This window comes from Williamsia sp. Y844, from assembly GCF_056786475.1.
Map to the genome: position 1 here is coordinate 339,297 of NZ_JBXCJB010000001.1, position 22,045 is coordinate 361,341.

The window sequence follows — 22,045 nt, forward strand, 5'->3', positions numbered from 1 at the left end:
ACCGCCACCCTTGGCCCTATGCACCGCAACCATTCGCGTTCGGCGACCAGCCTGCTGCTCTTCTGCCTGACCCTTGTTCTGGGTGTTGCCATCGTGACCACACACCACAACCCGTTGAGCTGGATCGACCGGACGGTGCTCGATGCGATGGTCGCTCATCGCACGCCCGCACTGACCAGTGCGGTCGCGGGCGTGACCAATCTGTTCGGACCGATGTGGGTGTTCGTCTGGACCGCGGTCACCGTCATCGCCTTCATCCTGTTCGACAAGAACGTGCGTCGTGGAGCGGCGGTGGCCGCAACGGTGGCGATCGCAGGGATCTTTGGATGGACTCTGAAGTTGGTTTTCAACCGGCCACGACCACCTTTTTCCGATCAGGCAACCGCATACGAGGCCGCGCACTCGTTCCCGTCGGGTCACGTGATCGGCACCGCCGCATTGGTTTTCGCGATCGCGCTGGCTCTCACCGCGACCTCGACCCGGCTACTTCAGAACATTGCATTGGCTGCGGCCCTTGCCATCTCGGTGATCGCCGCGACGACACGACTGTATCTCGGTGTCCACTGGCTCTCGGACACGCTGGCCGCAATCGCACTGTCCCTATCGGTTGCCCTGGTCGTTGCGATGTTGGTGCCTCGCGCATTGGACGGCATCCAAGGTCGGCTACCGCCAACTTCGCGCAGGTACATCGCTTCCGCCGATGCAGCCACAATTCCGCAGCACCAACCGGAAGGCAAGCACCATGCAACTCCGTCATAGAAGTGCGCGGGCATCGACACCAGAGGCCGCCTCACACAATTCCGTTGCATCATCGGACAACATGACACGGTTGCGTTGTGCATGGAGCAAGGTTCCCGAGGTCACGATCTATTTTTGGATCATCAAGATCCTGGCGACCACCGTCGGGGAAACGGCTGCCGATTACCTCAACACCACCCTCGGGTGGGGCCTGACGTCGACAACGATCATCACCGTGGTGCTGTTGATCGCGAGTCTCGTCGCGCAATTCTCGGTCCGCCGCTATGTGCCGGTCATCTACTGGTGGACCGTAGTTGTCATCAGCGTCACGGGAACGCTCATCACCGACAATCTGACTGACAATCTCGGCATTTCGTTGGTGGTGACCACCACGATCTTTGCCCTCGCGCTGATGGTTGTCTTCACAGCCTGGTATCTCGTCGAAGGCACCCTGTCGATCCATTCCATCCGGACTCCCCGCCGGGAGATGTTCTACTGGCTCGCAGTCCTGATGACCTTTGCCCTCGGTACCGCCGCCGGCGATCTGATCGCCGAGAAGCTCGCGGTCGGCTACACCGCGTCGCTTGTCATCTTTGCCTCCGTCATCGCGGTTATCACCGTGATGCACTATGGCATTCGACTGAACGCCGTCTTCGCGTTCTGGGCTGCGTACATCGTGACCCGACCGCTGGGCGCCTCGCTTGGCGATCTGTTGACCCAGCCCACCGAGAACGGCGGACTCGGCATCGGGACTGCGGCGGTCAATCTGGTATTCCTCGCGGTCATCGTGGCCCTCGTGGGATACCTGTCATTCAGCAAGGTCGATCGGCTCGAACAGGACGGTGACCGTCCATTGCTCGCCGGACAGCAGTCATGACGGACCCACTGCTGACATTCGTCGATGCGGCGATTGAGACGGCCGCCGCGAAATCGAATGCGGTGGCGTTGCTTCCGGGGTTTCTCGATCCGTTCACGCTGCTCGGACACTTCGGCGCATGGGCCCTGGTCGGCCTGCTTGTTGTGGTCCTGGTCGAATCCGGCGTTCTCTTCCCGATGTTGCCAGGGGATTCATTGCTGTTCGTCGCCGGAATGTTGGTGGCATCCGGAGGTGCCCGAGGCATCGACTCCTTTGCCGCCCTGTGGCAGTTGTTGATATTGGTACCCCTCGTTGCCGTCATCGGTGGCCAGATCGGCTACTGGATCGGCCGGTACGCGGGTACGACGATGTTCACCGAGAACAGTCGCATCCTGAAGAAGAGGTACATCAACGAGTCCCATGAGTTCTTCGACAAGCACGGCCCGACAACCGTGGTCGTGGCTCGATTTGTGCCCGTCATCCGGACGCTCGCACCACTGGTCGCCGGTGCCGCACAGATGAAGTACCGCGTGTTCTTCCTGTACAACGTCGTGGGGGCAGTCGTGTGGGGCTGCGGGATCACGCTGTTGGGATACTGGCTCGGTCAATTCGGTTTCATCCAGAACCTCATCGAACCCATCTTCATCCTCATCGCGGCGATCTCGATACTGCCCTTCGCCGGGGAGGCCGTCGCACGTCGGCGCTCGCGCCGGGACAGGAAGGAGGCGGACGGGGTATTGCCCGACAGTCGGTGACGATGTGATGGCAGACCAACTGGGGCAGTGCGGATCTCGTGAAGCGACTGCCTGAACGTCAGGGCCTCACCGGATAGTGGCTTCGAATTGCGATGCGATTCCACGCATTCATCGCGATTGCCAGCCAGCTGACGGCAGAGATCTGTTCGTCGTTCAACGCCCCGTTGTCCCAATCATCGCGCGCCGGAACAGACAGCCTGGTGACTTCCTCGGCCAGACCCAGGGCCGCCTTCTCCTGGTCGTTGAAGTACTGCGACTCCCACCATGCCGCGATGACCGCGAGGCGATCGGCGGTTTCACCTTTCGCGAGTGCATCCCGGGTGTGCATCCGCAGGCAGAACGCGCACCCGTTCAGTTGTGAGACACGGATTTTCACCAGTTCGATCAGCAGCGGATCAAGGTCTGCAGCGGCTGCCGCCCCGACGGCGGCCTTGTCGAGTTCGGCGACGAGCGCATACGCGTCCGGGTGCTGCTTGCTCAGATTCACGTTGCCCATCGCGGTACCCTCCTTCCGCCTACGCCGCGGCCGGCAACCAGGTACGAGCGGCCACAACCAGCGCCTTGACCCCGATCGACAAGGTGGGATCGATGACGGGAGCATAGTGCGGCGAATGGTTGGACGGCACTTTGAGCAGCGCGGGATCCGTCATGTCGCCCGTCGTGAACAACGACGGATCGGACCCGCCGAGTAGCCAATAGGACAGCGGCGCACCTGAACTCGTGGCTAAGATCCCCACATCCTCGCTGCCCGCACCGGCTCCGGGATCGAGAATGTTGCTCGCTCCCAGCCAGTCGGCGAACACGTCCAGGGTCTTACCCAATGCAGCCGCATCGTTGGTGACAACGGGGAATCGTTCGATCTCCGTGATCGTCGGTTCCTTCGGTGCCCCGGCAGCCGCAGCCTCACCTTTGACGATCCGGTCGACACTGTCGAGCACGCGTTGTCGCACCGGTTCGGCGTAGGACCGGATGTTCAGCTGCAATTCGGCGTCGCCGGGGATGACGTTCGCAGCGTCACCGGCGTGAATGGAGCCGACCGTCAGGACTGCGGTCGCGGTGCTCGGGATCTCCCTGGAGATGATCGTCTGCAGCCGAAGCACCGTTGCGGCGGCCAGGACCACCGGATCGACGGAGGCCTCCGGCATCGACCCATGCGCGCCTTTGCCGACGAGATGGACTCGAAGCGAATCCGATCCGGCGTATGAGGCCCCGGCATGACCGGCTATCTTCCCTGCAGGCAGCGGGGCGACATGCTGGCCGAGAACGACATCCGGTTTCGGGATCTTGTCGAACAACCCGTCGTCGACCATGGCCTGCGCGCCGGCACCCAATTCTTCGGCCGGCTGGAAGACGAGTACCAATGTGCCTCGCCACGTGTCGGTTCCGGTCGACAAGACCTGCGCCGCGCCCAGCAGGCACGTGGTGTGCAGATCATGCCCGCAGGCATGCGCAACCGGAACGGTTTTGCCGTGCTCGTCGGTCGCGGTGACAGTGCTCGCGTAGTCGAGCCCGGTATCCTCTTTCACCGGAAGAGCGTCCATGTCGGCTCGGAGCAATGCCACCGGGCCCGACCCGTTCTTCAGCACCCCGACGACCCCGGTCCCGCCGATCCCGGTGGTGACCTCAAAGCCCAGGGCGCTGAGCCGATCCGACACGATCCCGGAGGTACGCTGCTCCTGGAAACCGAGTTCTGGGTGGCTATGGATATCCTTGTACAGGTCCTGTAGCGCCGGATCGATCGCGATGTCGTCGTGGATGGCCATGGGATGGTCCTTCCCTGTTTGCCCGACTACGGGTTCACACCCGGGCGCCGTCGGCAGCGGCGTTGCTACCACACAGACCCCGTGAAACAACCCTACGACCGAACCACACTTCGGAAAGCAAGATTTGAGAAACCGGCTGCGGCTTCGCTGTGAAGAGAAAGCGTTTACAGCACAGATCTGAGATCGGCAGTGTCCGGAATGCCCACCTCGGCAATGGCGGTCCGTCTCTCTGGCAAGTGGCGCCACCGCCCGTTCGCGACCGCAACTCCGTTGACCCGCACACCCGTCGGCGCCGCGTCGACGCCGATCAGTTCGATTCGGCGGATCGTCGGCCTGGGTGTCCGAGTGCCGGATCCCGGCGACGACGTCTCGACGGTGAGTTCACGGGTGGTATCGTCCCAGCTGAACATTGTCCAGGAGTACCCTTCCACGAGATGCTCGTTCGAGTGGCCGTCGTCTTGATACAGCCGCGATGAAGCGTTGGCACCGGCGAACACCCTCAGCGACAACGGTTCCGCACTGTCGGCCGCCGGAGCCGCGGCATTGGCCAGTGTCGGGACCGTGGCCCCGGCCCGCGCGTACACCGGGATGTCGAACAGCGTGACGGCAACATCTCGGACCGCGGGACCTTCGATCACTGAACCATCGAAGATGTTGACCCAGTCACCCTCCGGGAACCAGATGCGTTTCACCCCGCCGCCGACGCTGCGCGGCCGCACCACCGGGGCCACGAGAAGGTCATCACCGAGCATGTACTGATGACGGAACTCATACGCCTGCTGGTGTTTTGGCCAGTCGAGGTACATGCCACGGGCCATCGGCAATCCGGTGTCGTGCATCACCCGCGCCGCGGTGTAGAGATACGGTACGAATGCCGACCGTATCCGCAATGTCTCCGCAGCGGCATCGTTGAAGGGCTGCGCGAACTCCCACGGCAGGCGTGGGGTGCCGATGTTCTGGGAATGGATTCGCATGATCGGCGAGAATGCGCCGAATTGCATCCAGCGAACGTATCTCTCGGGATCGGTGTCGCCTTTGAAACCGCCGATATCGTGCGACACGTAACCCATACCGACGTTGCCCTCGGCGTGGGTGAAGACCACTTCAAATGCGAGGGTCTCCCACGTCGAATAGGTGTCGCCGGTGAAATGGATTGTGTGCCGGTGCCCGCCCCATGGTCCCGGCCGGGTACCCACCATGTCCCAGTATGATGCACCGTTGCGGGCCAGGAGTAGCCATCGGTTTGTCGACGCTTTCGGTCGGCGGCCATACGCCCGCGCGATCCATACATCGTCAGCGATTTCTGCTGGACCCGCTCCGACACACGACTCGTCGATGATCCAGTCCAGCCACCAGAAGTCGACACCGTCGGCCTCGAACGAATCATGCAGCCGCATAAAGGAATCAATATGGCCGCGCTTGCCAAGGTCCCAGACATACGAGGGACCCAATGCACCGGCAACGTCGAGCTCCAGCGCGGAGAAGAACCGGGACGCGGGGGTCAGTGCCGGCTGCAATGTGCCGCCCGCCCGACTCGAGGCGTCACCGAAACGACTGTCGTTGCCGGCGATACTGGGATGGATGTTCAACCCGACCGCCATCTTCTCCTGGTGCGCCCAGGCCAGGAACCGCTGCGGGTCGGCGAACAGTCTGCGATTCCAGCCCCACCCGTTCCACGAGTTGGGTTCTTTGAAGTCCGTGTCGATGATCAGCACGTCCAGCGATGCTCCCACCGACTTGTACTTCGGCACCAGTTCGGTTCGGTAGTAGTGCTCGTCGTAGGGCGCATACCGCGAGAACCAATTCCCGAAGGCCTGTCGCGGCAGCAGAGGTGTTGCCCCGGAAAGGGTTCGGTAGTCCGCGAGTACCTGTTTGTAGTCGGCGCCGTAGGCGAAGATGTATCCGTCGCGGTATCCCGCGACGCTGCGGCGAGGGACATAATCGTCCCCGTCGTCAGGAACGAGGACGGATCGGGTGTCGTCGATGAAGAACCATCCGGCGCGCGAGAGCAGTCCGGGTTGCAGCGACGTCTCACCACGAACCGAGTCGAGGCAGCGCAGCCAGCCGCCGAGGTTGTCCGGCGGCAGCGGCGGGATCGACGCGGTCCAGACTTCGAGATTGGCGAGAAAGACGATGCCGGTCACTTCCGGCACATACTGTTCAGAAAGCCATGTGGGAGTGACTGTCTCACCCGAATGCACCAAATCGACCTGTGGCGCATCGGCTTCGAACCGCGACACCGGACACCTCATCGTCATCACGTCGGTCTCGAATCGGACGGTATCTCCCGACTGCCGTACCCGATACTCCGGCGTCCGCGCGTCGCGGTGATGGCCCAGCATCGTCGGACGGTCCTCGAACTGCCTGTTCGGCGAGTATTCGTACCGGACCAGACCTGGCGTGATGACGGTCAGACGGACATTGCCCACGGTGACCAGACCTTGACCGTCGTCCACCAGATCAATCGGGTCGGCAGCAGCCGTGCCACCCGACAGCGACAGAGCCCCCGCCGCCGCTGTGAGACCGATTCCCGCAATCGCCTGTCGCCGACTGATGCCCGCGTGCACACCCGGTGCACCAGTGTCTTCCACACGGCGGAGGCTACCTGCGGACCTGCGGCGATTCTCGGCTTCAACAGAATCGAATCAGCAGCCACAGGCCCATGGCTGAATCTTTTCGAAGGTTGTCATTTCCGCCAATGGTGTCGGCATCCTACCGACTGCACACTGTCAATCATGAGCGTCGAAGTCTTCGAAATCGTCCTGGCAACAACCATGTTCACATTGGTCGCGGCGTCGGTAATCTCGCTCGCCGTCAGCAAGTGGCGGCGAGAAGTTCGCCCAGGATCGCGCACGCCAACTGACGACCACGCCGGAACCCATCCGCCTGTGCCTAAATTTTCCTTATCTCCGTAACCCGGCAGTGGGAGAATCCGAGCAGGAGGTCCTGTGAATACCACCGATTATCTGGTCGTGGGGGCGGGCGCCAGCGGGCTCGCGTTCACCGATTCCCTGCTGAACGAATCGGATGCCGAGATGCTGCTCGTCGACCGACGCACCGAGGTGGGCGGGCACTGGCGCGACACCTACCCGTTCGTACAGCTGCATTCGCCGTCGGCGTATTACGGTGTCGGTTCCAGGCCACTCGGAAAAGACCGGATCATCGAGTCCGGCCGCAACAGCGGATTCTACGAGCAGGCGTCCGGCCCCGAGATCCAGGACTACTTCGCGCGGGTCCTCTCTGAAGGGCTCGCGCCGTCCGGACGGGTGGCGTTCTTAGGACGACACGACTTCGTGGGCAGCGACGACGATGTGGCACACCTCCGCGACACGGCGACCGGAGCCGTCACCGCTGTCACGGTGCGCCGACGGGTCGTCGACGCGCGCTATCAAGAGGCCTCCGTGCCTGCGACGCACACGCCGTCGTTCAGCGTCGAGCCGGATGCTCGATTCGTTCCGATCGGGCTGCTGCCGGAGCGGGCTGATGACCATCGCCGGTTCACAGTCATCGGCGGCGGCAAGACGGCGGCGGATGCCGGCCTCTGGCTGCTCGATCACGGCATCGCTGCCGACCGGATCCGCTGGATCAGGCCGCGCGACATGTGGTTCAACGACCGGGCCGGGCTGCAGCCGCTCGATCAGGTCGGTGCACTCATGCACGGCTTGGCCGATGAGGCCGAGGCGGGCGCCCAGGCGCACGACCTCATCGACCTGTGCCGCCTGCTCGAGGACGTCGGCCGGCTGATGCGACTCGATCCCGACGTGGAGCCGACCATGTACCGGGGCACGATGCTGAGTCGGCGGGAGCTGGATGAGCTGAGAGGCATCGAGGACGTGGTTCGGCTCGGGCACGTGCGCGCCGTGGGCCCGAGCCACATCCGGCTCGATGATGGCGAGATCCCGACCGAGCCGGACACGCTCGTCGTCGACTGTTCCGCACGTGGCCTCGCGCCCTCGCCTGCGGCGCCGATCTTCGACGGCGACACGATCCGGCTGCAGCAGGTGCGCCACAACTCCCCCACGTTCAACGCAGCGCTGCTCGGATTCATCGAGGCGCACCGCGACGACGATGCCGAGAAGAACCGGCTGGCCCGTCCGAATCCGTTCCCGAGCACCCCGGCCGACATGGCGAACATGCTCACCCGCACCTGGGCCGGCGCCCGCATCTGGCAGACCGAATCAGACATCCAGCACTGGATCGACGGCAGTCGCCTCAATCTGATGCGCGGGCTCGTCGAGCGGATGGGTGACGCGCATGTGCGGTCGGGGGTAGAGCGATTCGTGACCCACGTCGCCGATGCCACACGCCGGCTGCCCGCCCTGGTGTGAGGGGCTCTTCCGCCGGTTCTCCTCGAAATCCTGAGCCTCAGTATCTTGACTACGGCAGCGACAGTTTCTCGATCTCAGATTCTGACGGCTCCATCCGAGCCGCGGAACTCGGGTCTGGTGCGGCGACATACGCTTGAGCACGATGCACAACCCACCCACTCCACCCCCATTTCCTTTCCGCCGCACCGGGCGGGTGATCTACAGCTCTCGCGGGCTCTACGGCTTGACCGTGTTCATCGTGCTCTTCGTCATGCTGATCGGAGCATTGGCATACGTCTACGCAGCCAATAACTCCACAACCAATATCGTGGTGATGTTGTGCTTCCTAGGTGTGCTGCTGGCGATGGCCGGTTGGTGCATCTATTGCGGACGCCGCGTCCAGATCTGGGAACGTGAATATGAGCGCGTGATGGGCCACAAGTTCGGCGCCTAGTGGCGAAGTTTCTTGCTTGGATCCGGTGGAGCGATGAGTGCGTGGCAAGGCGAAGACAGACCCGGCTATGGCGCACAACGGAATTCAACCGCGTCACGGCGGTTAGGAAATATTTCCCCTGCGTCGTCGCAGTGGAGTGGTCAGGCAATCCATGGGTTCACCAGCTCGACCCCAGTGTGAGCGAAGTCCTTGGTGTTCCGAGTCGCACACGTTGCGGCCATTGTGATGGGTTCGCGAGTGAAACAGCCTTCGCCGCGTGAGCGGCTGCGCCCAACGCGTGCGCCCCCAAGGAACAGGGATCGTCAGCGAATCACCAGATCAGAGGTTGTGGCACTCAGGGTGATCGGCGCGATCGACTTTCCGCGCATCCACGTGCTCACGAACTGTGCCAGCTCGGGGTCGTCGGCCCGCTGCGTGTATGCCGCGTGCGGGATCTCGATCGCACCGATGAGATGGCGCGGCGTCGAAGTCAGGCCCACGTGTCCCGGCGTCATCCGCATGCCGTCCGCAGTGTGCAACTGCACCGGTATCCGGGTACCGGTCCCGGTGACGACAACGGCGTCGCGCGTGGTCACCGCGGGGTCGAAGTTCGCGACCTCCAACCGGTACCCGGATGGTCCGGCGTGCAATCCCACCTCGTCGAGCAACCGCGGGTCGACCACGCTGTAGGGCAGGCCGATGTCGATGAGTGTCTGACCATCGACCGCGGCGTCACGCGACGGCAGCGACGCCGACAGGTTCCACGGCTTGGGCGGGGCCAATGTATCGGCGGAACGATCGGCTGCAGAGTTCTCGAGTGCGCTGCCCTGCAGAGGCGAATCGGTGGGCTCGAACGTCCATGACGAGGCCTGAATATCTTTACGCCAGAAGCCGGTACGGCCGTTGTCGCGGCCCTCGACTCGCAACTCACGCTTTTCGACGCCTGGCCCGGTGGAGATCGCGGTGATGCTGGAGGTGATCTCACCCGGAATCTTCGGTTGGTGAGTCCAATCCGGCGCGGGCAATTGCACCGCCGCCGTCGAACGATCCCAGGTCTCCTGGTTGAGGTCCGTCGCACTCGGCTTACCGGTCTGCGGCTCCCAGCTGTAGCGGAAGAACACCGAGTCCGACCCCGAGGAATCGAAATCGAAGGTCCGCGTGTACATGTCGCCGTAGCGGTTCATCACGAAGGTGGTGGACGCCGCCGCCGACAACGACACCGATTGGAAGCGTCCACCCAGCGGGCTACCGATCTCATAGCTGTTGTCGTTGGGTAGCCACGGATCGGCGTAGGTGATGCGGCTACCGTCGCCGGTGAGCGACGGGATCATCGTCATCTTGGCCTGGCCGCTGGGATGCACGCGGCCGGCGATGTCGGCGTACTCGCGGTTAGCAGTCGGCGACGTGACACTCAGCGCCCACCCGCCGACACGCGTGTCCGGCAGCGTACGACCCGGTCCCAGCCACAGCAACGCGCCCCAACCCGACGTCCAGTTCCACAGCAACGGTGACTGGGTGACGTTGTCCATGGTGTAGATCCAGCCGTCGCGATCAATGCCGACGAGCTCGTCGTCATCGAGTGAGATGGCGGTGATCGCGCCGTTCAGACACGACGGCATCCGAACGATCCGCCAAGGGGCACCCGCATCCCGCGGTCGGGTTAGCAAGTCCCCGTCGACAAGCGCGAACTCCCAGTAGTGGTTGAACTGCGTGCGCTCGGTACGCAGATCGACACGAGTAGGGGCATTTGCACCGCGGTACGTGGCGAAGGTGTTCAACCCGGTGCGATCACCGGTGGACGGCGCCCCCGGCGGCAGTTGTGCGGTCCCGAACGGAACACACCCCGCCGGTCCGGCGATGGCAGAGGGCGATGCGATGGCGGTGCCCGTGCCGACGACTGTCAGGAGCGCGACAAGGGTCCCGGCGAATCGAAGGCTGATGCGGCGGACCAGAGAACGTGGCATGCGAGCACTATGCCACGGGGTCACATGCTCGTTGTCCGTTCTACGTGCCGAAACCGCAAGACGGTCACTGGTCGCTATCAGGTGCCGGATCGGACAGTCCTGTCCAACGGCGACTCGTACATGTGACCACGCAATTCGTCACCGACACTCACCTCCGGGCGCAGATCCAGACGACGCAAGAGCTGAGCGTTCAGAGCCACCACAACGGTCGACACCGACATCAGGATGGCGCCGACCGACATCGGCAGGACGAATCCGATCGGCGCCAGGACACCGGCAGCCAGCGGAACCGAGATGAGGTTGTATCCCGCTGCCCACCAAAGGTTCTGTTCCATCTTGCGATAGGTGGCCTTGGACAACCGGATCACCGAGATGACCGACCGCGGGTCGTCGCTCGCCAGGATCACTCCCGCAGAGCCGATCGCGACGTCCGTGCCTGCACCGATCGCGATCCCGACATCGGCCTGCGCCAGTGCGGGTGCATCGTTGACCCCATCACCGACCATGGCCGTGACGTGTCCCTCGTGCTGCAATTCCTGCACTATGGACGCCTTGTCCTCCGGCCGGACACCGGCGAAGTACCGATCGATACCGAGTGCCTGGGCCACCGACCGTGCGACGGGCTCGGCATCTCCGGTGATCATGACCACGTTCACGCCGATGTCGTGGAGCGCATCGACTGCCTGCCGGGATTCTGAGCGGATCTCGTCGGCGAGGCGGACTGCCCCGATCAGATCGTCGTCGGCCAGGACGTGCAGGATGATCGATCCGTCCGCCCGCCATGCGTCCGCCACCTCGACTTCGGTGCGCCCGTGGTTCTCCAGCAGACGGGGGCCTCCCACATGGATCCGACGCCCGTCTACGGTCGCCGAAACACCAACTGCTGGGGCGGAAGTGAAGTCCTTCGCCGGCGGGATGGGCAAGCTGCGCTCATTTGCCGCGCGCACGATCGCCTTGCCGAGTGGATGTTCACTGCCTGCCTCGGCGGCCGCCGCGAGGGTGAGCACGTCGTTGTCGGAGTTCGCGCCGACCGAGTGGAGGCTGGTCACTGTGGGCTCACCTTTGGTCAGGGTCCCGGTCTTGTCGAAGAGCACCATGTCGACGGACCGCATACTCTCCAGCGCGAGGCGGTCTTTCACCAACACACCGCCACGGGCGGCACGCTCGGTCGCGATCGCGACCACCAATGGGATCGCCAGACCCAGCGCGTGCGGGCAGGCGATGACCAGCACCGTGATGGTGCGGACAACCCCGTCGTCGGTCTTGTCCAGGACCGTCCAGATCACTGCGGTGATCACCGCAGCGCCGAGTGCGTACCAGAACAGCCACCCCGCAGCCTTGTCGGCGAGGCGCTGCGCACGCGAAGATGAGTTCTGCGCCTCGGAGACCAGCCGCTGGATCCCGGCCAACGCGGTGTCCTGACCGATGGCCGTAACTTCCACCCGCAGACCAGAATCTGTGGCCACCGTGCCTGCGACCACCGTGTCCCCCACGCCACGCGCAACGGTGCGCGATTCGCCGGTGACCATCGATTCATCCATCTCGGCCGTACCGTCGACAACCGTTCCGTCAGCGGGCACGGAGGCCCCGGGCCGCACCAGGACCACATCGCCCACGAGTAGGTCGGACGGCGCCACGACGACGGTCGTGTCACCGTCAACTCTCTCGGCCTCATCGGGAAGTAGCGCGGCGAGCGAATCGAGGGCCGAGGTGGTCTGCGCCAGGGAACGCATCTCGATCCAGTGGCCGAGCAGCATGATCACGATCAACAGCGCCAGTTCCCACCAGAAATCGAGCTGGTGATGAACAAGCCCGATGCTCGCAGCCCATGACGAGATGAATGCGACCGTGATGGCCAGGGCGATAAGCAGCATCATGCCCGGGGCACGCGCTCGCACCTCACTGACCGCACCGGTGAGAAACGGGCGCCCGCCCCATACGTACATCACCGTGCCCAACACCGGCGACACCCATTCGAGCGCCTCCGAGTCGGGCAGTTCGTAGTCGAGCAGCGAGGCGAACATCGGAGAGCACAGGACCACCGGGACGGCGAGGATCAACATGATCCAGAACAGCCGACGGAACTGCGCAACGTGATGAGCGTGACCACCTGGACCGCCGTGGTCGGCGTGCCCGGCCGGGTGCATGCCGGCACCGTGGTCGTGGTCAGGATGGTCGGCGTGATCGACAGCCGGGCCGGCGGCCGCCTCGGCGCCTGGATCACCCCCGCCGTCCCGATGTGCTGGGTCCATCAGCCAGGTCTACCCCTGACAGGAGTCTTTGTGGAGGGCATTCGGTCACGCGTTCCGGGTAATTTGGACCGAATCCGGCGCCGTACCGCCGGTGTTGCAACCGGTGCTGCCGCCCAGCTGCCTGGACGGCAGCACCGTGTTTTTCACACTATGGAGTTGTCAAGGATGCATGCACGGTCCCGAAAGATCTCGGGTGTGCAGGAGTAAAGAGTTGGTTGGATCAGGCGGCGAGGATCAGGCCGCGAGGGTCAGGGTTCGGCGGTTGTAGGCCGGTAACGGTTTTCGCTGCGGATCGACGTCGGCCGGTGGTATCAACCACGGGTGCCCATCCGATCCCATGATCACGTCCCAATCGGTGTTGTGGACCGCCATGTGGCAGGTGCGGCATAGCAAGCACCCGTTCTCGAGCGTGGTGAGACCACCGTCAACGAAGTGGACGATGTGGTGGCAGTCAGACCAACTCGCATGTCCCCCGCATTTCACACAGCAGGTGTCGCGGATGATGATCGCTTTACGGACCAACCCCTTGAACAACCGGTTCGGTGGACTCATATCGATCGGTACGTCCTGCCCGTCGAGGGTGATCGAGCTGATTGATGAATCGCAGGCCAACATCGCGGCAGTCGCCTCGGTGACCGGGCCCATCCACGGCAACGTGGCAGCCTCGGGATGATCGGCGGGCACGGTGACCATCACTTCGGTTCGCGGCGCCGACACCAGTGTTTGCCCACCCCCACCGCAATCCAACAGTTGATGCAGGGCGTCAGCCCGGCGCTGCGTCGGAGAACGCGGATCATCGGAACCATCCGGTTCGGGACGTGCTCTGGACCAGAAGTCCAACGCGGAGAACAACTTTTCACCGATCACCGCATCCACATCGAACGTCCCGACACAGCGACCCTCACGAACTTTGTATTCAAGGCTGTTCAGTGACCGGTCTTCGGCCGGCGGCGGCCCACCGGTGTCTTTGGCAATCTCGTTACCCAGCGCGCGGGCGGCGGCATTGATCTCTGATGGTGGCGCTCCGGAGACAGCGTGGCTCAACAGTTTCCGCTCGAACCCGATCCGCTGTTCGGCCGTGACAACTTCTTCGGACCGCCCGACAACATGCCCGACACCTTTGACCACCGCATCGACGTGCTCAGACGAGAGAAACCCATCCTTCGAATACCCGGCAGTACGATCCAAACCGGCCAGACCCGGACCGATACGTAACCACCGATACGCCGACACCGGCGCTGCACCGTTGGCCTGCAACAACTTTGATGTAGTCGAACCGGCCTTACGGGCCATCCCCAACTCGTCGATCACCGCCGCACACACCGCAAGCTGATGCTCGGCCACGTTGCGCAGAGTGATCAGATCCTTCACCACCCCCAGCGCATCGTTCGCGTCATCGGGAATCTCTAGGTCGACAAGGTCGTCGACCATCTCGAGAAGTCGCATGGCACAGCACCTTCCAAGGAGAGCGAAACCGGGGTCGTCGACCAGGGTGTCTCTGCGGGGAAGGCGTCAGATACGTGATGCTTGTGGTCGACGACTCCACCGTACCGGCTCGAACGCATGTTCGCAAGGGAGTCTTTAGCGAAACCTGTTGACCACCAACATATTTAGATAGTTTGCCGAAGCAACTCGAACTACCGCCAGTTCAGATCACCGGATCAACGACGCCACTGATACCGGATCTTCGGCCGCCCGGCGTGGCCGTAGTCGGTGTGGCGCACCAACGTTCCTTCTTCGGCGAGCCGTTCGAGGTAACGCCATGCCGTCACCCGCGACACCCCCACGATCTTGGCCGCATCGGCGGCAGTGATGCCGCCGACGGTGTCGCGGACAACCTTTGCCACCTCGTCTGCGGTTCCCGGCGCAGCACCCTTCGGTGCGGCGGATCGGTCTGCGCCGGTGCGCAATTCGGCGAAGGCGCGGTCCACCTCTGCTTGACTGGCGGCGTCGGTACCGGCCGGGAGGGCCGCGCGGTAGCGCTGATAGCGCTCGAGCCGATCGCGAAAAGCCGCGAAGGTGAACGGCTTCAGCAGATAGGCCAGCGCCCCGTTGGCGACTGCGGCGCGCACGATCTGCAGGTCGCGTTCCGACGTGATCGCGATGATGTCCGGCGCGGGGCGTAGGCCGGACAATGCAGAGGCGAGGTCGATGCCGGTGGCGTCGGGCAAGCCGATGTCGAGGAGCACCAGGTCGATCGGGGCTCCACTGGCCGATGCCGCGACGGCGGCTTGCATTGCATCCCGGGCCGTATGGGCCTGCGCAGCCGCGGTGAATCCGGGGATTCTCCCCAGATAGGTGCTGTGAGCCTCGGCGATCAATGGTTCGTCTTCGACGATGAGCACGTTGATCATCGCGCCGCCTTACCGATGCGCACCGTCACAACCGAACCGTATGTCATCTCCGCGGTGAGCGTTCCGCGGTGCCGATCGACGACCTGGGCGACCAGTGCGAGACCCAGTCCACGCCGCCCGTGCTCACTCCCGCCCTTCGTCGAATAGCCGCGCTGCATCGCCTTTGAGAACTCCGCGGGGTCCATGCCGGGGCCGCTGTCGGCGACCTGGATCAGCAGGTCGTCCCCGCCCAGACGGACCGTGACCTCCACCCACGGATCGTCCCGATCGCAGGCGTCGAAAGCGTTGTCGATCAAATTGCCGACGATGGTGACCAGCTCTGGCCCTGACAGCGGCACTTCCTCTGCGTCCGAAGACAATTCGGTGTCATCGGTGATGGTGAATCCGATACCCCGCTCGTCGGCCTGTGCGCTCTTGCCGAGCAACAGCGCCGCGAGCGCAGGTTCGCCGACGGCTTCCGACAGACGGTCGACCAGACGTTGGGACAGTTCCAGCTCGGTGGTCGCGAACTTCACGGCCTCATCGGCGCGGCCCATCTCGACGAGCGTCACGATGGTGTGCAACCGGTTCGCGGATTCGTGGGCCTGGGAGCGTAGCGATTCGGCAAACACCTTCATCGAGTCGAGTTCACCCAGCGCGCCCTGCAATTCGGTGCGGTCCCGGATGGTCACGACCTCGGTGTCGGGAGACCGCTCACCGCGTACGTGAGAACGGTTCACCACGAGCACCCGGTCGCCGGTCACGTGGACCTCGTCGCGCGCACCGGGAGAGTAGGATCGCAAGAAGAGCGGCAGAAACTCATTGTCGATCTCGCCCGACGGCAGCGACAACAAGCGCCGGGCCTCGTCATTCGCCAACGCGACACCGCGGCGGTCGCGCACGATCAGTCCCTCCGAGACCGAGTGCAGGATCGCGTCGTGGTGCTCGTACATCACTTGGAGCTCGGTCGGTCCGAGTCCGTGGGTCTGCCGGAGCAACCGTCGCCCGATCGCCCAGATCCCGATCAGTGACACCCCCAATGCGGCGAGCGCGACCAGGATGATCTGCGGAAGCTCGTCCCGCCAGCGCTGCCCGAGGGTCTGCTGGGTGATACCCGCCGACACCAGGCCGATGATTTCCCCCGACGACGAACGGACCGGGGCCACCGCCCTGACGGAGGGCCCGAGAGTCCCGGTGTAGACCTCGGTGAAGGTTTGGCCTTCCAGTGCCGGTCCGATGGTGCCCAGGTAGTCCTGGCCGATGAGGGCCGGGTTGGTGTGGGTGAAGCGGGTCCGATCGGGCGCCATGATCGTGATGAATCCGATCCCGGTGTCCTCGCGAATGCGCCCGGTCACCGGTTGGAGGATCTGCGGCGCGGTACCGGATGCGATGGCCGCTGCCGTCGAGTTCGACTGGGCCAGGGTACTGGCGATACCGAGGACCTGTTGGCGCGCTGCCGAGTCGCTGTCACGGCGGGCGTCGAGGAAAGCCAGCGCACTCCCCGCGAGCACGATCACCGCGACCACCACGAGTTGCAACACGATGGCCTGACCTGCCAGAGAGCGTGGCACCAACCTCGTCATCGACCTCTCCGCCTGAACGAAATGAACTTAACCGTGACCTCGCTCACTTTGGCGAACACCATTCTTTCAGACCCGTTCCTCGCTGCTTCACAAAGGAAGTCGATCATGACAACGACAGAAGACCGTCCGACACAAGAGCAGCCACCGGCTCCCAAGCGGCGTGACCGGACGCATTGGTTGTACATCGCGGTGATCATCGCGGTGTTCGCAGGTGTGATCGTCGGACTCGTCGCCCCCGGTGTGGGCGAGGACCTCGGTGTTCTGGGCACCATGTTCGTGAGCCTGATCAAGATGATGATCAGCCCGGTCATCTTCTGCACCATCGTCCTGGGCATCGGCTCGGTGCGGGCGGCAGCAACGGTCGGCAAAGTGGGTGGCCTGGCGTTCGGTTACTTCCTGCTGATGTCGACGGTGGCGCTGGCCATCGGGCTCGTGGTTGGCAATCTGCTCAGCCCCGGCAGCGGGCTCACGATCGATCCATCCAAGATGGGCACCGGCGCAGAACTCGCCGACAAGGCACACGAAGCCGGCGGCACCATGGATTTCATCCAGTCGATCATCCCGACCTCGATGCTGTCGGCATTGACCGAGGGCAGCGTCCTGCAGACACTCTTCATCGCTCTGCTCGTCGGCTTCGCGATCCAGGCTCTGCCCACCCGCAGCGGCGACCCGATCCTGCGGGCGGTCGAGTTGATCCAGAAGGTCGTGTTCAAGGTGCTTGGCATGATCCTGTGGCTCGCCCCGATCGGCGCATTCGGCGCCATCGCCAACGTGGTCGGCCAAACCGGTTGGAGCGCGATCACCGAGCTGTTGACCCTGATGCTCGGCTTCTACGTGACCTGCGCGATCTTCGTCTTCGTGATCCTCGGCCTGTTGCTGCGTCTGGTTTCAGGAGTCTCGATCTTCCAGCTGGTCCGTTACCTGGCCCGCGAGTACCTATTGATCTTCGCCACCTCGTCGTCCGAGTCGGCCCTGCCGCGGTTGATCGCCAAGATGGAACATCTGGGTGTCCAGCGCACCACCGTCGGCGTGGTTGTCCCGACCGGATACTCGTTCAACCTCGACGGCACCGCGATCTACCTGACGATGGCATCGCTGTTCGTCGCCGAAGCCATGGGTGACCCGCTCGCCCTCGGTGAGCAGATCTCGCTGCTGGTGTTCATGATCGTCGCCTCCAAGGGCGCAGCCGGGGTCAGTGGCGCCGGACTGGCCACCCTCGCCGGTGGCCTGCAGAGCCACCGTCCCGAACTCCTCGACGGAGTGGGTTTGATCGTCGGCATCGACCGGTTCATGTCCGAGGCCCGTGCGGTCACCAACTTCTCCGGCAATGCCGTCGCAACGATGCTCGTCGGCTCCTGGACGAAGACCGTCGACATGGAGAAGGTCGGCAATGTCCTCTCCGGCAAGGATCCCTTCGACGAGTTGTCCATGGTCGACGACGGAGACGACCGCTGGGACAAGACCGAGGAATCGACCACTGCGAAAACGGTAGTCACTGCCTGAGGCGATCGACAACGCTGCGCCGCGGTTCCCCCGGGAGCCGCGGCGCAGAACCAATTCCCTTCTCCCCTCCTGAAGATGGCTTCGGCACTGTCCCCAAACCTGTTGCGGCGAAGTAGAAGTGGCGCCGAATACGGGTGTGTCATGTGTGCCAAATCACCGGCGCGTTCGCATGTACAGTGGATCTGTTGGGATCTTCTCAGCCAGCACGCCTCCATGCTCGTCTACGGGTTCCGCAGTGAGCCAGACGCGTAAAACCGCATCCGAGAACGTCGAGTTCAATGTTCGTCGAGTGGGTCGGTCCTCGTGGGCGGCAGATCTCGGATTGGATCGATCAAATGACTTCTAACAGCACGCCCGGTGTTGCCCTCGTCGTAGGCGCAACCGGAATCGCCGGGCAGACCATCAGCGCTGCGCTGGTTGACAATGGCTGGACAACTTACGGTTTGGCGCGGGGATCGCGTAACCCGGTGGATGGTGTCATTCCGGTTGCCGCAGATCTCCTTGATCCCGGATCACTGACGGAGGCGCTGGCCGATGTCAGACCGGACGTCGTCTTCCTCACAGCGTGGATGAAGCAGGACTCCGAGGAAAAGAACATCGAGGTAAACAGCGCTACGGTTCGAAACGTCCTGGGTGTACTGGGAGACAAGGACTCGGTACGCCACGTTGCACTTCTGACCGGACTCAAGCACTACCTCGGATCATTCGACGACTATGCGACCGGCGTCATGGCCGATACTCCTTTTCACGAGTACGAGCCGCGGCTGAACACTCCGAACTTCTATTACGCCCAGGAAGACGAGCTCTTTGCAGCCGCCGAGCGATACGGTTTCGGCTGGAGTGTGCACCGTGCCCACACCGTCTTCGGCTATGCCGTTGGTAACGCCATGAACATGGTGCTGACCCTGTCCGTGTACGCCGAGATTTGCCGCGAAACCGGGGCGCCGTTCGTGTTCCCCGGTTCGAAAACGCAGTGGGACGGGTTGACCGATGTGACCGACGCGGACCTCCTGGGCGAACAGATGCTTTGGGCTGCAACAGATCCCAACGGCAAGGACGAGGCCTTCAACATCGCCAACGGCGACGTGTTCCGGTGGCGCTGGCTGTGGCCTCAGGTGGCCGAGATGTTCGGGGTGGAGCCTGTCGGGTTCGAACAGTCGCCGCGACCGCTCGACGACAGAATGGGCGACGCACCGCAGGTATGGGCCAAGATCGCGCAGCGGTACGGTCTTGCCGAGCCGGACGTGGGACGGCTCGCGTCGTGGTGGCATACAGACAGTGACCTCGGTCGCGACATCGAGTGCCTCACAGACATGAACAAGAGCAAGCAGGCCGGGTTCCTCGGCTTCCGTTCCACGGTAGAGAGCTTTGCCGACAAGGTCAGCCGCTATCGGGAGTCCGGCATCCTGCCTACCAGGTGATGCCTTCAGGCGCAGACGACCGCAGCAGACCCATGTCCATGGGCCTGCTGCGGAGGTCGGTGGGATGATGACCCACATGCCGATGCCCGCACCACTACCCGTCAAGAACGGGGTCGGACCGACGAGGCTGCGCATCCCCGCGTCGGGGCCGTGGACGACGGTCGCCGAGTTCATGGTCGCGACGTTCGACCACCTGGACTCCGACGACCTGTACCGCCGGTTCGACGACGGCGAGATCGTGGGCACCGACGGCAGCCCGATCGGTCGCGGCACAGCGCTGGGCGCGGACCCGTTCGTCTGGTACTACCGCGATCTACCGGCGGAGGAGCCGGTGCCGTTCCAGGAAGAGATCCTGCACGTCGACGACGACCTCGTCGTGATCGACAAGCCGCACTTCCTGCCGACCACTCCGGGCGGGCGATATCTGCGGGAGTCTGCGCTCGTCCGATTGCGGACCCGCCTCGACAATCCGGACCTGACGCCGATCCATCGCCTCGACCGGGCGACGGCCGGCCTGTTGATGTTCTCGGCCCGGCCCGCCACCCGTGGCGCCTATCAGTCCCTCTTCGAAAAGCGGCGGGTCGTGAAGGTCTACGAGGCGGTGTCGGCGCAGCCGCCGGGGTGGAACCCCGACGCACCGGCAATTGCCGGGCGCACGGTTCCCGTCATCTACCGGAACCACATCGCAGCGCGGCGCGGTGAATTACGAGTCACCGTCGACGACCTCCTCGAGCCCAACGCCGAGACAGTGGTCGAGGTGCGGGGTCACGGCGTCAGCGCTTCAGGACGCGGCGTGCTGCACACGGTCCTGCGTCCGCACACCGGCCGCAAGCACCAGTTGAGGGTGCATCTGTCGGCACTCGGCATCGGAATCCTGGGCGACAGTTGGTATCCCGACCTGCTCACCGAGGAACCGGACGATCATTCCCTTCCCCTCCAATTACTCGCGCGGGAACTGGAATTCACCGATCCACTGTCGGGACTGCCACAACGCTTCATCACCCGCCGGACGTTGTCCGAGGCGCCGGTGACGGAGCGCTGAGCGAACTCCAACAGTTGATCGTCGCTAACCCCGCGGCCGCTATCCCCGATTCAGCGCGACTGCGGCCTGAACCAGCGCCACGAAGGCATCAGCATCGAGTGCGTCTGCCTCGTTGATGTCGATGGCGCGCCGGACGCCCGCGCCGAGACTTGCGTTGAACAGCTCCGCCGGGTCCGGGAGGGAGGCGCCCTTGGCAAAGGTCACCTTGATCTTGTCCTTGTAGGTCTCGAGGGTGCAGATGAGACCGTCGAGCGAGAACGTCGGCACGCCATCGGGATTCGAGGCCTTACGCCACTTCGCTTCTTCGACGATGTCGGGCTCGGCCCGCATGATCAATGACCGCACCTCGTCGACCCGGGATTCCCGCCAATCGCCACCCATGGGGTCACAGTAGCGAAATCGGTCCGCGGACGTTCGTATCAGCGAGGTCGAATACCCGTCAGGACCATAGCGAGCACGCCATCGGCGAATGCGTCATCCAGCTCACCGGTTCGCAGCAGCCAGCGATGGAAGACAGGGCCGAACAGCAACTCGACTGCCAGTCCCGCGTCCACAGACTCGTCGACCTGGCCGGCCCGGATACCGGCCGTGACGCGCGCGGCGGTCGCATCGAGCTGCGGGCGGAGCAGACGTCGCACCAGTTCGTCGGCGACGGCAACGTCGATCTGAATCTCGGCGGTGATCGCGCGCTGTAGGCGGTCGTTGGCCGGATCGGTCAGTGCGGCAACGGTTCCCCGGAGCACGAGTTGAAGATCGGATTCGAGATCGCCGGTGTCCGGCAGCACAACCGAACCCCCATCCTGGGAGTTGGCCTCCAAGATCGCGTCGAAGACCACGGCGGCCTTCGATTTCCACCAGCGGTAGATGGTCTGTTTGCCCACTCCGGCGGCGGCCGCGATTCCCTCGATGCTCAGCCGGGTGTATCCCACGTCGGCGACGAGGTCGCGCGTCGCGGAGAGGATCGCTCGACGGGCTCGGTCGCTGCGCCGGGAGGCGTCGGGGCCGGACGCATCTGAACGCGCAGGATCCGGCGGGGTCGCTGTCATGCCGTCAGCCTACCCCCAACGAGACGAGACGCATCGTCTTGACTGTCGT

General features: G+C 63.8%; 18 protein-coding genes. 8 read left to right on the forward strand and 10 right to left on the reverse strand.

Annotated elements, in window-relative coordinates; translation table 11 throughout:
• Positions 1-18 precede the first annotated feature (18 nt).
• The 3 genes from AC1TQG_RS01665 to AC1TQG_RS01675 all read left to right on the forward strand — a co-directional run bounded on the left by AC1TQG_RS01665 (position 19) and on the right by AC1TQG_RS01675 (position 2,349).
• A complete protein-coding gene (locus AC1TQG_RS01665) occupies positions 19-759 on the forward strand; it encodes a phosphatase PAP2 family protein (protein ID WP_482135216.1) in 741 nt (246 codons plus the stop codon).
• 61 nt (positions 760-820) lie between these two features.
• Positions 821-1,615: a COG4705 family protein gene (locus AC1TQG_RS01670; RefSeq protein ID WP_482135217.1), complete on the forward strand. Its 795-nt coding sequence runs from the start codon at positions 821-823 to the stop codon at positions 1,613-1,615.
• Positions 1,612-2,349, forward strand: a complete 738-nt coding sequence (locus AC1TQG_RS01675) for a DedA family protein (protein WP_482135218.1) — start codon at positions 1,612-1,614, stop codon at positions 2,347-2,349. Before AC1TQG_RS01670 ends, AC1TQG_RS01675 begins: the two co-directional genes overlap by 4 nt.
• Before the next feature lie 58 nt (positions 2,350-2,407).
• Here the strand turns inward: AC1TQG_RS01675 and AC1TQG_RS01680 are convergent, their stop codons facing one another.
• From AC1TQG_RS01680 to AC1TQG_RS01690, 3 genes are all read right to left on the reverse strand, one after another.
• Positions 2,408-2,845, reverse strand: a complete 438-nt coding sequence (locus tag AC1TQG_RS01680; protein ID WP_482135219.1) for a carboxymuconolactone decarboxylase family protein — start codon at positions 2,843-2,845, stop codon at positions 2,408-2,410.
• A 19-nt stretch (positions 2,846-2,864) separates the two neighbouring features.
• Entirely contained in the window at positions 2,865-4,112 is a 1,248-nt protein-coding gene (locus AC1TQG_RS01685; protein WP_482135220.1) for an amidohydrolase, read from the reverse strand.
• 164 nt (positions 4,113-4,276) lie between these two features.
• Positions 4,277-6,703 (reverse strand): glycoside hydrolase family 31 protein, encoded by a 2,427-nt coding sequence (locus tag AC1TQG_RS01690; protein ID WP_482135221.1) that lies wholly within the window; start codon positions 6,701-6,703, stop codon positions 4,277-4,279.
• A gap of 357 nt (positions 6,704-7,060) precedes the next feature.
• On the opposite strand from AC1TQG_RS01690, the gene AC1TQG_RS01695 reads away from it, so the two are divergent.
• Together AC1TQG_RS01695 and AC1TQG_RS01700 are read left to right on the forward strand one after the other, a co-directional pair.
• Complete coding sequence (locus AC1TQG_RS01695) at positions 7,061-8,440, forward strand: NAD(P)-binding protein (protein ID WP_482135222.1); 1,380 nt, start codon at positions 7,061-7,063, stop codon at positions 8,438-8,440.
• 142 nt (positions 8,441-8,582) lie between these two features.
• Positions 8,583-8,873: a hypothetical protein gene (locus AC1TQG_RS01700; RefSeq protein WP_482135223.1), complete on the forward strand. Its 291-nt coding sequence runs from the start codon at positions 8,583-8,585 to the stop codon at positions 8,871-8,873.
• Between the two features lie 302 nt (positions 8,874-9,175).
• Here the strand turns inward: AC1TQG_RS01700 and AC1TQG_RS01705 are convergent, their stop codons facing one another.
• The 5 genes from AC1TQG_RS01705 to AC1TQG_RS01725 form a co-directional block, all read right to left on the reverse strand.
• On the reverse strand, positions 9,176-10,816 hold the full coding sequence (locus tag AC1TQG_RS01705; RefSeq protein ID WP_482135224.1) for a hypothetical protein: 1,641 nt from the start codon (positions 10,814-10,816) through the stop codon (positions 9,176-9,178).
• 77 nt (positions 10,817-10,893) lie between these two features.
• Positions 10,894-12,963, reverse strand: a complete 2,070-nt coding sequence (locus AC1TQG_RS01710) for a heavy metal translocating P-type ATPase (RefSeq protein ID WP_482137226.1) — start codon at positions 12,961-12,963, stop codon at positions 10,894-10,896.
• A 339-nt stretch (positions 12,964-13,302) separates the two neighbouring features.
• A complete protein-coding gene (locus AC1TQG_RS01715; RefSeq protein ID WP_482135225.1) occupies positions 13,303-14,514 on the reverse strand; it encodes an HNH endonuclease in 1,212 nt (403 codons plus the stop codon).
• Between the two features lie 215 nt (positions 14,515-14,729).
• Positions 14,730-15,422, reverse strand: a complete 693-nt coding sequence (locus AC1TQG_RS01720; RefSeq protein ID WP_482135226.1) for a response regulator — start codon at positions 15,420-15,422, stop codon at positions 14,730-14,732.
• Positions 15,419-16,984, reverse strand: a complete 1,566-nt coding sequence (locus AC1TQG_RS01725) for a sensor histidine kinase (protein WP_482135227.1) — start codon at positions 16,982-16,984, stop codon at positions 15,419-15,421. Before AC1TQG_RS01725 ends, AC1TQG_RS01720 begins: the two co-directional genes overlap by 4 nt.
• A gap of 105 nt (positions 16,985-17,089) precedes the next feature.
• On the opposite strand from AC1TQG_RS01725, the gene AC1TQG_RS01730 reads away from it, so the two are divergent.
• The 3 genes from AC1TQG_RS01730 to AC1TQG_RS01740 all read left to right on the forward strand — a co-directional run bounded on the left by AC1TQG_RS01730 (position 17,090) and on the right by AC1TQG_RS01740 (position 20,950).
• Positions 17,090-18,487 (forward strand): cation:dicarboxylate symporter family transporter, encoded by a 1,398-nt coding sequence (locus tag AC1TQG_RS01730; RefSeq protein ID WP_482135228.1) that lies wholly within the window; start codon positions 17,090-17,092, stop codon positions 18,485-18,487.
• A 335-nt stretch (positions 18,488-18,822) separates the two neighbouring features.
• Positions 18,823-19,908, forward strand: a complete 1,086-nt coding sequence (locus AC1TQG_RS01735) for an SDR family oxidoreductase (RefSeq protein ID WP_482135229.1) — start codon at positions 18,823-18,825, stop codon at positions 19,906-19,908.
• Positions 19,909-19,972: 64 nt separating this feature from the next.
• Positions 19,973-20,950 carry a pseudouridine synthase gene (locus tag AC1TQG_RS01740; RefSeq protein WP_482135230.1) on the forward strand — a complete coding sequence of 326 codons (978 nt, stop codon included), beginning with the start codon at positions 19,973-19,975 and terminating at the stop codon, positions 20,948-20,950.
• Between the two features lie 39 nt (positions 20,951-20,989).
• Here AC1TQG_RS01740 and AC1TQG_RS01745 read toward each other — a convergent pair whose 3' ends face one another.
• Positions 20,990-21,331, reverse strand: a complete 342-nt coding sequence (locus tag AC1TQG_RS01745; RefSeq protein WP_482135231.1) for a DUF1801 domain-containing protein — start codon at positions 21,329-21,331, stop codon at positions 20,990-20,992.
• A gap of 38 nt (positions 21,332-21,369) precedes the next feature.
• Positions 21,370-21,996, reverse strand: a complete 627-nt coding sequence (locus AC1TQG_RS01750; protein ID WP_482135232.1) for a TetR/AcrR family transcriptional regulator — start codon at positions 21,994-21,996, stop codon at positions 21,370-21,372.
• Between the last annotated feature and the right edge of the window lie 49 nt (positions 21,997-22,045).

Bases quoted from the DNA above. Each gene is read 5' to 3' on its own strand.
- AC1TQG_RS01665 (WP_482135216.1), top strand. From the start codon at position 19: ATGCACCGCAACCATTCGCGTTCGGCGACCAGCCTGCTGCTCTTCTGC.
- AC1TQG_RS01670 (WP_482135217.1), top strand. From the start codon at position 821: ATGACACGGTTGCGTTGTGCATGGAGCAAGGTTCCCGAGGTCACGATC.
- AC1TQG_RS01675 (WP_482135218.1), top strand. From the start codon at position 1,612: ATGACGGACCCACTGCTGACATTCGTCGATGCGGCGATTGAGACGGCC.
- AC1TQG_RS01680 (WP_482135219.1), bottom strand. From the start codon at position 2,845: ATGGGCAACGTGAATCTGAGCAAGCAGCACCCGGACGCGTATGCGCTC.
- AC1TQG_RS01685 (WP_482135220.1), bottom strand. From the start codon at position 4,112: ATGGCCATCCACGACGACATCGCGATCGATCCGGCGCTACAGGACCTG.
- AC1TQG_RS01700 (WP_482135223.1), top strand. From the start codon at position 8,583: ATGCACAACCCACCCACTCCACCCCCATTTCCTTTCCGCCGCACCGGG.
- AC1TQG_RS01705 (WP_482135224.1), bottom strand. From the start codon at position 10,816: ATGCCACGTTCTCTGGTCCGCCGCATCAGCCTTCGATTCGCCGGGACC.
- AC1TQG_RS01710 (WP_482137226.1), bottom strand. From the start codon at position 12,963: ATGCACCCGGCCGGGCACGCCGACCACGGCGGTCCAGGTGGTCACGCT.
- AC1TQG_RS01715 (WP_482135225.1), bottom strand. From the start codon at position 14,514: ATGCGACTTCTCGAGATGGTCGACGACCTTGTCGACCTAGAGATTCCC.
- AC1TQG_RS01720 (WP_482135226.1), bottom strand. From the start codon at position 15,422: ATGATCAACGTGCTCATCGTCGAAGACGAACCATTGATCGCCGAGGCT.
- AC1TQG_RS01725 (WP_482135227.1), bottom strand. From the start codon at position 16,984: ATGACGAGGTTGGTGCCACGCTCTCTGGCAGGTCAGGCCATCGTGTTG.
- AC1TQG_RS01730 (WP_482135228.1), top strand. From the start codon at position 17,090: ATGACAACGACAGAAGACCGTCCGACACAAGAGCAGCCACCGGCTCCC.
- AC1TQG_RS01735 (WP_482135229.1), top strand. From the start codon at position 18,823: ATGACTTCTAACAGCACGCCCGGTGTTGCCCTCGTCGTAGGCGCAACC.
- AC1TQG_RS01740 (WP_482135230.1), top strand. From the start codon at position 19,973: ATGATGACCCACATGCCGATGCCCGCACCACTACCCGTCAAGAACGGG.
- AC1TQG_RS01745 (WP_482135231.1), bottom strand. From the start codon at position 21,331: ATGGGTGGCGATTGGCGGGAATCCCGGGTCGACGAGGTGCGGTCATTG.
- AC1TQG_RS01750 (WP_482135232.1), bottom strand. From the start codon at position 21,996: ATGACAGCGACCCCGCCGGATCCTGCGCGTTCAGATGCGTCCGGCCCC.